The following is an 11,209-nucleotide window of genomic DNA, read 5'->3' on the forward strand; positions in this document are numbered from 1 at the left end:
AGACCCGCCCGCCCGGATCAGACCGGAGGCGAGTCGGGGATGTCCGCGATGTCGTCGAAGGCGGCGGCCAGCTCGTCGGGGTCATCGCCGATCCGCTCGGCGATCTCGATCAGCACGTGCAGCACATCGTGCCGGTCGTGCCCGAGGTCGAGCAGCCGCTGCGCCGCCTCCCAGAGCTGTGGCGGGTCGCCGTTCCACAGCCGCCTGGCGATCTCCTCGTGCCAGGCCAGGTGCTCCTGGTAGTCGGGGCGGTTGCGGTCGTGCAGGTGGTCGATCTCCAGCAGGATCCGCCGGTCGGCCTCGACCGCGGGGTTGAGCCGGTCGAGCAGTATGTCGCCGTGCGCGCCCTGGAGGTAGGGGAACGCGAACACCCGCCGGGCCAGCGCCGACAGGTCGCCGTCCGGCAGCAGCCGCTCCACCAGCTCGCGGTCCAGGCCGAGCGAGGCGGGATCGCGGTAGGTCTCGGCGAAGCGGTTGGTGGCCTCCCAGATCGCGTCGAGCGTGGCGCGCAGGCCGGGCTCGGGCAACGCCGTACGGCCGGCCGCGAAGCGCGCCCACGCCGACAGCACGTACGGGACCGCCTCCTGCTCCGCCGGGCTGAGCATGATCTTGCGGGGCAGCCAGTCGAGCAGGAACGTCTCGCACTTGGTGGGGCTGACCCGCAGCGGGCGGCCGAAGTCCTGTTCGCAGCCGTAGTCGATGATGTGGTCGGCGCAGCGCGAGGCCGCCGACGGGTCGGACAGGTGCTCGGCCGCGTCGGAGGCCAGGAACTCCGCGGCCAGCATGGCCCGCCGCTCGCGGTTGTAGGGCGCCTCGGTGTGCAGCGGCGCGGGACGCTTGCGGCCGGGCGGCAGCGCCTTGATGCGCGAGCGGGCGAAGGCGTGGTAGGTGGCGTAGCTGTCGCTGACCGGCGGCGGGCCGTGCCGGTCGAAGGCGTCTCTGGTGGCCTTCATCGCCGACTCCAGCAGCGCCCTGGCCTGCTGGGCGGGCAGCTCCTCGAAACGCAGCATGGGATTGCCGTCGGCCTCGGCCCGCGCCTTGTCCAGGAGGGTGTCCACCTGGGAGGAGACCCAGGCGTCGCGGGCCATGCCGCGCATGTTGTAGTCGACCACCAGCACCAGCGCGTGGCGCTCCTCCCCGGCCGTGCCGGTCAGGCCGCGGTAGCCGAACGTGCACACCACGGTGTCCTGGTCGCCGTAGGCGTCGCGGGAGACGTAGCAGCCGGTGGGCTTGACCGCGCCGACCCGGTCGGCCCAGCCCGGCCGGGCCACCCCCGACTCGATCAGCGCCAGCGCCGCGCCCTCGGCCTTGGCCGCCTGCCTGGCGGTGCCGAGGTAGGCCATCGCGATCAGCAGCGTGAGCCCGGCGGGCGTGCCCGCCTTGGCCGCGTAGTCGACCAGCCCCTCGCCGAGCACCTGCTCCACGTCGCCGCCGGGCAGGCGCCTGCCCCACCACGCGCCGATCATGTCGGAGACCATCAGCTCCGCGTCGAGCGGACTGCGCACGGCCAGCAGCTCTCGTGCGGCCTGCAGCATCTCCGCGAACACGTCGTCCGGGGGCGGGGTCTCCTGGGGGGCTCGACGGTGCTTACGGATCACGCAACCTCCTGGCGCGGCCGCCCGAGCCCGATGCCGTCGTGGGCGATGGCTCGCTCGATCACGCACCCCTCCTGTGTCGGCCGGGCGAGCCCTGGGCTGCCGTACTGGGCGGGCCGTCGCGGGCGCCGCGCACCCGGCGCCGCTGATGGCCCAACCTTCTCGCGTCACCGGGCGGTGCGGTGCGGTGGGCACGGCCCGGTGATCCCCTATGTTACCGGCGAATGCGCGGCGGTGGCGCGGAGTTGACGAGGGCGAGCAGGTGTTCCCTGGCCACCCGTTCGACGATCTCGGGGGTGGCCGGGATGCCGAGGTGCCGGGCGCACGTCCGCACGTCGGCGACGCGGCGCGCCACGGATGCCACGGGCACGCCACCGAACTCCGCGATCAAACGTTCGATCACGGGGTCCGGCGGGACGGCGGTGCTCACGGTGCCGACAGCGGCGCCGACGGTTGGTCGTGCGGCGAGATCGCGCATCACAAGGTCGCATTCTTCGCGTCGTGGGACCGGCGCTCCCATTCCATATCTTCTTTCGCCGGTGTCAACCCCTCGCCGGCCGACATGCGAAGCTGGTTTCATGCGCATACAGATCGCCCAGCGGGCCGACGCCGACGAGCTCCTCGGCCGCAACCCGTTCGCCCTGCTCACGGGGATGCTCCTCGATCAGCAGGTCGCGATGGAGTGGGCGTTCACCGGGCCCTTCACGATCGCCGAGCGGCTGGGCGGGGAGCTGTCGCCGGACGAGATCGCCGACCGGGATCCCGAGGAGTTCGCGGCGCTGCTGGCGCGCAAGCCGGCCGTCCACCGCTACCCCTCCTCGATGGCCAAGCGCGTCCAACAGCTCGCCGCCTATCTCGTCGAGCACTACGACGGCGACGCCGCGGCGCTGTGGCGCGATGTGCCCGACGGCAAGGAGCTGCTGCGCCGGCTGAACGACCTGCCGGGGTTCGGCAAGCAGAAGGCGCAGATCTTCCTGGCCCTGCTCGGCAAGCAGCTCGGGGTCACGCCCGAGGGCTGGCGGGAGGCCGCCGGGCCGTACGGCGAGCAGGGCTCGCACCGCTCGGTCGCCGACGTGGTGGACGACGAGTCCCTGGCCAGGGTCCGCGCCGCCAAACAGGCCGCGAAGCAGGCGGCCAAGCGGGCGGCCGAGCCGGGCTGAAGCGCACTGAAGCGCACTGAAGACGGCTGAACCGTGGCTGAACTGCGGACCGACCCGCACATGGCCTGGTGGCGGGGCGGGCAAGCGGAGCGCCGGGCGGGCCGAGTAGCTTGATCCTGCTGCGCGGCGCGCGGCGGATTTGGCAGGATGCGTTGACCGCATAGCGGCCGGGGCTTCCGTACGCGCATGTGCATCGCAGATGATGTACTGCAGTATCCGGTCCCCCCGGAGCTGCGCAAGACCGATTCTCGAGTTTGGAGATGTGCCTCGTGGGAGACCCTGGCACGCTACGGAGGTGCCGACCATGAGTGCCGAGACCTCCGTGCCCCGTCCCCGGGAGTCGGATGTGGATGTCACGGATTCCGCACTGCTGAACGGCTTGATGGGCCAGACTCCCTTCGCGCTGGCCTTCTTCGACACCAAAGGGCGCTTCCTGCGGGTCAACGACGTCTTCGCCGACGTCGTCGGGGTCGCCATCGACGGCCTGGTGGGCAGGCTGCCCAGCGAGACGCTGGCCGCCGACCTGACCGCGCTGATCGAGGGCGCCTTCCGCACGGTCGTGGAGGAGGACCGCGGCATCCACGACGGTGACCAGCGGGTGCGCGTCCGCACGCCCGACGGCGAGACCAGGCACTGGTCGCTGTCGTTCTCGCCGCTGCGCGATGAGAAGGGCCTGCTGCGCACGGTCGCCCTGATCGGAGCCGACATCACCGAAAGCCGGCAGGTCGAGGAAGACCTCCGGCGCAGCGAGGAGCGCTACCGCTCGCTCGTGGAGGCCCAGTCACAGCTCGTGTGGATCACCTCGCCGTCCGGCGCGGTGGTCGAGGACGCGCCGCGCTGGCGGGCCATCACCGGCCAGGGGCTGGAGGAGTACCTCGCCCACGGCTGGCTCGACGTCGTCCACCCCGACGACCGCCAGCACACCGAGGAGGCGTGGCGGGAGGCGCTGCGCGGCCGGACCATGTTCGAATGGAACTACCGGGTCCGCACCAGGGCCAGCGGCTACCGGCACTTCGAGGTCAGGGCGGTGCCGATCATCCGGCACGGCCGCGTGGTGGAGTGGGTCGGCGCCAACACCGACGTCACGCCGCAGCGCGAGGCCGAGGAGATGCGCGGCAGGCTGACCGACCAGCTCGGCGCCGCCGCGCTGCGCACCGCGCGGCTCCAGGGCGCGACGGCCATACTGGCCGAGGCGCTGACCGTGGAGCAGGTCGTCCAGGTCATCATCGACGTCGGCCGTACGGCGGTGGCGGCCGACAAGTCGGCGGTCGCGCTGCTCGACTCCGAGCGCCCGGTGCTGAAGCTGATCAACGGCACCGGCGTGCCCGACGTGCCCGGCTTCCCCGGCGATGAGATCCCGCTCAGCCAGACCAGCGTCATGACGATGGCGGTCAACAGCCGAAGGCCGGTCTTCGCCGAGTCGCCGGAGAGCCTGGCCACCCAGCTCAGAGACGCGGGCGCCGATGACGAGACCATCTCCAGGTTCACCGGCCACGACGAGGAGCGCGCCTGGGTGGGCCTGCCGCTGCTGGCCGCCGGGCGGGCGCTCGGCGCGCTGCGCTTCTCCTTCACCCGCCCCCAGAAGATCTCCCAGGAGGACGGCGTCTTCCTGGAGGCGCTGGCCGGCCAGTGCGCGCTCGCGGTGGAGCGGGCCACGCTGTTCGAGCGCGAGCACCGCACCGCCGAGACGTTGCAGCGCAGCCTGCTGCCCGACCGCCTGCCGGTGGTCCCGGGGCTGATGCTGGCCCAGCGGTTCCGCTCGGGCAGTCGCCATGTGCAGGTCGGCGGTGACTGGTACGACGCGTTCGTCCTGCAGGACAGCCGGGTCGCGGCGGTGGTGGGCGACGTGATGGGCAAGGGCGTCACGGCCGCGGCCGGGATGGGCCGCATCCGCAACGCGATGCGCGCCCTGGCGCTGACCAACCCACCGCCCGCGGCCGTGCTGACCGGCCTGGACCGGGTCTTCGAGGCGACCGAGGACGAAGAGCAGGTCACCACCCTGGCCTACATGGTCGTCGAGCCCGGCACCGGGGAGGGCACCCTGGCGCTGGCCGGTCACCCGCCGCCGGTGCTCGTCTCGCCGCAGGGTGTGCCGGTGCTGTGCGACGCCGAACCCGGCACTCCGCTCGGCTGGGCGGCCAGTCGCAAGCAGTTCAGGTTCTGTGTGCCGCCGGGGCACACGGCGGTGCTCTACTCCGACGGCCTGGTGGAGAACCGCAAGCGCGGTCTCGATGCCGGACTCGCGGAGCTTTGTTCGGTTGTGCAGGAGGCCCCGCCGGAAGTAGTCGGAAGCCCGCATTTGCTGCTTGACTTCCTGGTAGATCGTATGCTGGCGGGGTACGAGCAGGATGATGACGTTACCGTCCTGGCGATCCACGTGCCCGATGCCACGAAGAGTGACTGAATGAAACAGTCATAACGGTTGCTTTCGGATATCAGTGCGCGGCTTCCGTACGCACTACTCTCCCGGTCGGCCTAGGGTGGAGGGCAACCGCCGGGAGGCGGCCGTATGGAGTGCGGGGTCGTGTCACAATGCTGGGCAGGTCCGTCGCGGTCCGTACGGCCAGCACAACAAGAAGGCATCTGCCCCTAGCGGGCAACTTGGGTCCATTGTCGCCACGCGTTCGTTCGAGAGGTGTTCGTGTCGCCTGCAAGTTCGACTCGCTCAAAGCCATCGGAGCTGAACGAGCCCGTCATTCAGCGACTGCTCGAGCGTGGGCGCTCGCAGGGTTTCCTTGAGTCCGAGGATGTCCGCAAGGCCTTCGAGGAGGCTGACATCCCCATGTCGCACGCCGCCGGGTTCCTGCGGAGCCTGAGCAAAGAAGGCGTGACCGTGGTGGTGACCGCCGCCGACTCGGCCGCCGCGCCCAAGCGATCTCGCGGTTCCGGCAAACGCCGCACGGCCGCCCCCGTCAAGAAGTCCAAGCCCGCCTCGGCCGCCGCCAAAGAGCCGCAGCCCGAGACCGTGACCGCGGTCGTCAGCGAGCCTGAGCCGGTCATCGCGAGGAAGCCCAAGCCGGAGGCGCCCGCCGACAAGGCCGTGCGCGCCGAGGCCGCCAAGCGGGCGCCCGCCAAGAAGGCAGCCCCGGCGAAGCCCGCGCCCAAGCCCGCCGCTCCGGCGGCCGCCGCGGCCAAGAAGGCGCGGCCCGAGCCCGGCGCTCCCGCCAAGGCCGCCGCGCCGGCCGACGCCAAGCCCGCCGACGTCGATGACGAAGGTGACGTCGATCTGGATCTCGACGTCGATGTCGACCTTGAGGACTTCGAGCTCGACGACGTCGAGAGCGACGAGGTGGAGGCCGGCGACGAGGTCGACACGACCGACGACGACACCGAACCCGACGCCGAGCCGGAGTCGGTCGTGAGCGACCCGGTCGGTGAGCCCAAGGCGGTCGTCGTCACGCAGGGCGAGGACGAGGTCCTGATCCTCTCCGACGACGACGATGACGCGCCCGTGGCCCAGGTCGCCGTGGCCGGCGCCACCGCCGACCCGGTGAAGGACTACTTGAAGCAGATCGGCAAGGTCCCGCTGCTCAACGCCGAGCAGGAGGTCGAGCTGGCCAAGCGGATCGAGGCCGGCCTGTTCGCCGAAGAGCAGCTCGGCGCCGACGGCGACAACCTCCCCGTCGACGTCCGCGCCGAACTCGAATGGATCGCCGAAGACGGCCGCCGCGCCAAGAACCACCTGCTGGAGGCCAACCTGCGGCTGGTGGTGTCGCTCGCCAAGCGCTATACGGGGCGGGGGATGCTGTTTCTGGACCTGATCCAGGAGGGCAACCTGGGCCTGATCCGCGCGGTGGAGAAGTTCGACTACACCAAGGGCTACAAGTTCTCCACCTACGCCACCTGGTGGATTCGCCAGGCGATCACACGCGCGATGGCCGACCAGGCCCGCACCATCCGCATCCCGGTCCACATGGTCGAGGTCATCAACAAGCTGGCCCGGGTGCAGCGCCAGATGCTCCAGGACCTCGGCCGCGAGCCGACCCCGGAGGAGCTGGCCCGCGAGCTGGACATGACCCCCGAAAAGGTCATCGAGGTGCAGAAGTACGGCCGTGAGCCGATCTCCCTGCACACGCCGCTCGGTGAGGAGGGCGACAGCGAGTTCGGCGACCTGATCGAGGACTCCGAGGCCATCGTCCCGGCCGACGCGGTCAGCTTCACCCTGCTCCAGGAGCAGCTCCACTCGGTGCTGGACACGCTGTCCGAGCGGGAGGCCGGGGTGGTCTCGATGCGCTTCGGGCTGACCGACGGACAGCCGAAGACGCTGGACGAGATCGGCAAGGTCTACGGCGTGACCCGAGAGCGGATCCGCCAGATCGAGAGCAAGACGATGTCCAAGCTCCGCCACCCGTCCCGCTCCCAGGTTCTTCGCGACTACCTCGACTGAGGTCGCGCCGTAGTGCGGGTCACCAGGCACCGGCAGGCGTCTGGTGACCGGTGCTTTCGGAGGGCCGGCCGGCCTCGGGAAGGCCGGCCGTACACGGGATGCGGGCAACCGTCGTAGACTCCCACTGATCTCATGGCCGGTTCACCGCGGGGGCACTCCGTGGTCGCCAGGGCGTTCCCGGTGCGGGTAGTTCAGCCGGTGGCCCAGGCCGGACCACCGCAGAAGGGACGATCTGAGCATGGCCGACGCGCAGCGCCTCGCCACGCTCACGGCTGCCCATGCGATGTGCCGCCGGGGTGGCTCTCTTACGGCCACAGGGAACGGCGCTGGTACAAAGGCGCTGTTACCCGACGCACCGGCACGACGGGCTCATGTGAGAGCGCACGCCGGGCACCTGCGGGAACGCGCGTGTGAGCCACCGGGCATATGTCGTGTTCACGGAACCCGGCACCGTGGCCCGGGCGCTGGGCGAGCGCGCCGGATTGCCGATGCCGGCCCGGTGTCGCCACCGGATCCGTTGACCTTTATCTTTCCTCGTCGCGTGCGATCGAAGGGGTTTCGCTCAGCCGCGCGGACTCGTCCTGGATGTCGGCGCCCTTATCGCGCAATGCCGCTACGTGCTGACGCCCATGATGGGCGCAGAACAGCAGCTCCCCACCCACGGGCAGGGTCGCGCGAATGTAGGCCTGGGCGCCGCATCGGTCACAGCGATCGAGGGCCGTCAGCGGCTTGGTGGGGGCGAGAGCTCCAGTCACGTATCGCCTTTCGGGTCATCCCCGCCGGGACGGGGATCTGGCGTCAGTCACTTGGGACAACATCTAACCGGACCTGGACGTTCCCAATCACCCCTCCGCTACGCCCAGAGCGGAATGTGTCAGAAAGTGACGGGGATCACTCTCCAGGTAACGCCAATCCTCTCCTAATGGCAAGCTTGTACGCGCACGATCGGGAAGAACGGTAAGCTACGCACACATGTTCGATGCAGAGTGGGAGTCGGTGTGACCGCCGTACGTCTGGAGACGACCTACACGGCCCGTCATCTGTCCGTGCTGGAAGGGCTTGAGGCGGTCCGTAAGCGGCCGGGGATGTACATCGGGTCCACCGACACCCGTGGCCTCATGCACTGCCTCTGGGAGATCGTCGACAACTCGGTCGATGAAGCCCTCGCCGGCTTCTGCACCCGCATCGAGGTCGAGCTCCACCGCGACGGTTCGATCGAGGTCCGCGACAACGGCCGCGGCATCCCGGTCGACATCGAGCCCAAGAGCGGCCTGGCGGGCGTCGAGCTCGTCTACACCAAGCTGCACGCGGGCGGCAAGTTCGGCGGCGGCTCCTACGGCGCTTCCGGCGGCCTGCACGGCGTCGGCGCGTCCGTGGTCAACGCGCTGTCCTCGCGGCTCGACGTCGAGGTCGACCGCGACGGGCGGATCTACGAGATCAGCTTCCGGCGTGGCGTGCCCGGCGTCTTCGACGGCGAGGGCCCCACCGCCAAGTTCAAGAAGAAGTCCGGGCTGCGCGACGACAGGCGGCTCGGCCACAAGGGCACCGGCACCCGGGTGCGCTGGTGGGCCGACAAGCAGATCTTCCTGCCCGACGCCGAGCTGTCGTTGGACGAGATCCATGTGCGGCTGCGCCAGACCGCGTTCCTGGTCCCCGGGCTCACCCTGGCCCTGCGCGATGACCGCGGCGAGGAGCCGGTCGAGGAGGAGTTCCGCTTCGACGGCGGCATCTCGGAGTTCACCGAGTTCCTGGCGCGCGACGAGGCCGTGTGCGACGTGCTGCGCCTACAGGGCGTGGGCCACTTCCACGAGACCGTGCCGGTGCTCGACGACCAGGGCCACATGACGCCGACCCAGGTCGAGCGGGAGCTGACCGTCGATGTGGCGCTGCGCTGGGGCAAGGGCTACGACACCACCGTGCGCTCGTTCGTCAACGTGATCGCCACCCCCAAGGGCGGCACCCACCTGACCGGGTTCGAGCGCGCCCTGCACCGCACGGTGAACGAGCAGTTGCGCGAGACCCGCCTGCTGAAGAACGGCGACGACCCCGTCCTGAAGGAGGACATCCTGGAGGGGCTCACCGCCGTGGTGACCGTCCGGGTGCCCGAGCCGCAGTTCGAGGGGCAGACCAAGGAGGTGCTCGGCACCTCGGCCGCCACGCGGATCGTCTCCCACGTCGTCTCGCGGGAGCTGAAGGAGATCCTCGCCACCCCCAAGCGCGGCCAGAAGCAGCAACTGCGGGCCGTTCTGGAAAAGGTGGTGGCCGCCGCCAAGGCGCGCATCGCCGCCCGCGAGCACCGCGACAACCAGCGCCGCAAGAGCGCCCTGGAGAACTCGGCGCTGCCCGCCAAGCTGGTCGACTGCCGCAGCGACGACATCGACCGCACCGAGCTGTTCATCGTGGAGGGCGACTCCGCGCTCGGCACGGCCCGCGCCGCCCGCGACTCGGAGTTCCAGGCGCTGCTGCCGATCCGGGGCAAGATCCTCAACGTGCAGAAGGCGTCCGTCGCCGACATGCTGAAGAACACCGAGTGCGCGGCGATCATCCAGGTCATCGGCGCGGGTTCGGGCCGCACCTTCGACATCTCGGCGGCCCGGTACGGCAAGGTCATCCTGATGGCCGACGCCGACGTGGACGGCGCGCACATCCGCTGCCTGCTGCTGACCCTCTTCCACCGCTACATGCGGCCCATGGTGGAGGAAGGCCGGGTGTTCGCCGCGGTGCCGCCGCTGCACCGCATCGAGATCAGCAACCCTGGCCGCAACCAGGAAAAGTACATCTACTGCTACTCCGACGCGGAGCTGCACAAGGTGCTGCGCGACCTGGAGCGGCGCGGCAAGCGCTGGAAGGACCCGGTGCAACGGTACAAGGGTCTCGGCGAGATGGACGCCGACCAGCTCGCCGAGACCACTATGGAGCCCCGGCACCGCACCCTGCGCCGGGTCCGCATCGAGGACGTCCAGGCCGCGGAGGAGATCTTCAACCTGCTGATGGGCAGCGACGTGGCGCCGCGCCGGGAGTTCATCGTGGGCAACGCGGCCGAGGTCGACCGCGACCACATCGACGCCTGACCCGCCCGCCGGCCACCGCTCGGCGGGCGGTTTCGGCATGGTCAGAGATGGTCAGAGTTCGACGGGCATCAGCCTGCCGGTGTGCACGTCGTAGATGGCGCCGCCGACCGGCAGGTCCGAGGGCAGGAACGGGCTGGTGCGCACCCGCACGAGGTCGTGCCGCAGCGCCTCGCTCTGGTCGGGCACGGTGTGAAACTCCAGGCTGCGGGTGTCCACGCCGTGCTCGGCCGCCATCCGGTGTACGTCGTCGTCGTTGACCTTCGTCATGCCGCAGTCGGTGTGCGGCATGACCAGCACCCGGCGTACGCCGAGCAGGTAGACCGCGAGCACGAGTGTTCGCTGGACGTCGTCGGTCACCCGGGCGCCCGCATTGCGCAGGATCTTGGCGTCTCCGGCCTTCAGGCCGAGCAGTCCGAGTGGGTCGATCCGGGAGTCCATGCAGGTCACCACGGCCAGGCCGCGGGCGGCCCGCCCTGTCAGGCCGGAATAAGCGAATTTGCGGGTGAATTTGCGATTACCGGCAAGCACATCATCGAACGCGGTCATGGTGACAATGATTCAGCATGTCCCGATAAGGGCGCTGCCGGGTGGCCATGAGCGGGGCATGCTCGAGTGAAGATTGCGAAAGTCACCGCCACGAAGAGTGACGCTACCCTAACTTAGGGTCCGACTACCGTGGAGAGGGCATGAGCAAGAGCCAAACCGTGGCCGCCTACCTGCGCGGCCAGGCCCGGTGGCGGCTCGACCGGGTCGAGCTGCGCGACGACGAGCGCAACGCCCGGTGCGCGCTGGCACTGCTGGACGCGGCGGCCTACGCCGCGGCCCTGGGCGACGACGACCCGCTGATGACCGGTCTGGTCCAGGCCGGCTGCTTCGCCGACGGCGGCCACGCCTTCACCCCCGACGACGAGACCGTCACCCTGATCCGCTCCTGGGAGGGCGAGCCCTGGCGTCTCCTGCTCACCATCGCCGCCGCCCCCCGCCGCTCCTCCGCCT

The 11,209-nt window shown here is 70.2% G+C and carries 9 protein-coding genes; 5 read left to right on the top strand and 4 right to left on the bottom strand.

Features of this window, described 5'->3' with window-relative positions; genetic code table 11:
* Positions 1-17: 17 nt before the first annotated feature.
* Positions 18-1,535 carry a hypothetical protein gene (locus C1I98_RS27120; protein ID WP_233508226.1) on the bottom strand — a complete coding sequence of 506 codons (1,518 nt, stop codon included), beginning with the start codon at positions 1,533-1,535 and terminating at the stop codon, positions 18-20.
* Between the two features lie 274 nt (positions 1,536-1,809).
* On the bottom strand, positions 1,810-2,025 hold the full coding sequence (locus C1I98_RS27125) for a hypothetical protein (protein ID WP_111170256.1): 216 nt from the start codon (positions 2,023-2,025) through the stop codon (positions 1,810-1,812).
* Between the two features lie 148 nt (positions 2,026-2,173).
* Between C1I98_RS27125 and C1I98_RS27130 the strand changes: the two genes are divergently transcribed.
* The 3 genes from C1I98_RS27130 to C1I98_RS27140 all read left to right on the top strand — a co-directional run bounded on the left by C1I98_RS27130 (position 2,174) and on the right by C1I98_RS27140 (position 7,142).
* Positions 2,174-2,755, top strand: a complete 582-nt coding sequence (locus tag C1I98_RS27130) for an HhH-GPD-type base excision DNA repair protein (protein ID WP_111170250.1) — start codon at positions 2,174-2,176, stop codon at positions 2,753-2,755.
* A gap of 304 nt (positions 2,756-3,059) precedes the next feature.
* A complete protein-coding gene (locus tag C1I98_RS27135; RefSeq protein WP_111170257.1) occupies positions 3,060-5,159 on the top strand; it encodes a SpoIIE family protein phosphatase in 2,100 nt (699 codons plus the stop codon).
* Positions 5,160-5,396: 237 nt separating this feature from the next.
* Positions 5,397-7,142, top strand: a complete 1,746-nt coding sequence (locus C1I98_RS27140; protein ID WP_199537250.1) for an RNA polymerase sigma factor — start codon at positions 5,397-5,399, stop codon at positions 7,140-7,142.
* A gap of 524 nt (positions 7,143-7,666) precedes the next feature.
* Here C1I98_RS27140 and C1I98_RS44385 read toward each other — a convergent pair.
* Positions 7,667-7,897 (bottom strand): DUF7455 domain-containing protein, encoded by a 231-nt coding sequence (locus tag C1I98_RS44385; protein ID WP_111170252.1) that lies wholly within the window; start codon positions 7,895-7,897, stop codon positions 7,667-7,669.
* 243 nt (positions 7,898-8,140) lie between these two features.
* On the opposite strand from C1I98_RS44385, the gene C1I98_RS27150 reads away from it, so the two are divergent.
* Positions 8,141-10,213 carry a DNA gyrase/topoisomerase IV subunit B gene (locus C1I98_RS27150; RefSeq protein WP_199537251.1) on the top strand — a complete coding sequence of 691 codons (2,073 nt, stop codon included), beginning with the start codon at positions 8,141-8,143 and terminating at the stop codon, positions 10,211-10,213.
* Positions 10,214-10,264: 51 nt separating this feature from the next.
* Here the strand turns inward: C1I98_RS27150 and C1I98_RS27155 are convergent, their stop codons facing one another.
* Positions 10,265-10,759: a beta-class carbonic anhydrase gene (locus tag C1I98_RS27155; RefSeq protein ID WP_111170254.1), complete on the bottom strand. Its 495-nt coding sequence runs from the start codon at positions 10,757-10,759 to the stop codon at positions 10,265-10,267.
* A 140-nt stretch (positions 10,760-10,899) separates the two neighbouring features.
* Here C1I98_RS27155 and C1I98_RS27160 point away from each other — a divergent pair.
* A partial coding sequence (locus tag C1I98_RS27160) for a hypothetical protein (RefSeq protein WP_111170255.1) occupies positions 10,900-11,209 on the top strand: 310 nt, incomplete at its 3' end.

The organism is Spongiactinospora gelatinilytica, from assembly GCF_003236385.1.
Classification (GTDB): domain Bacteria; phylum Actinomycetota; class Actinomycetes; order Streptosporangiales; family Streptosporangiaceae; genus Spongiactinospora; species Spongiactinospora gelatinilytica.

Excerpts from the sequence above, each read along its gene's own strand:
- C1I98_RS27120 (WP_233508226.1), bottom strand. The coding sequence starts at position 1,535 with ATGCTGCAGGCCGCACGAGAGCTGCTGGCCGTGCGCAGTCCGCTCGAC.
- C1I98_RS27130 (WP_111170250.1), top strand. The coding sequence starts at position 2,174 with ATGCGCATACAGATCGCCCAGCGGGCCGACGCCGACGAGCTCCTCGGC.
- C1I98_RS27155 (WP_111170254.1), bottom strand. The coding sequence starts at position 10,759 with ATGACCGCGTTCGATGATGTGCTTGCCGGTAATCGCAAATTCACCCGC.
- C1I98_RS27135 (WP_111170257.1), top strand. The coding sequence starts at position 3,060 with ATGAGTGCCGAGACCTCCGTGCCCCGTCCCCGGGAGTCGGATGTGGAT.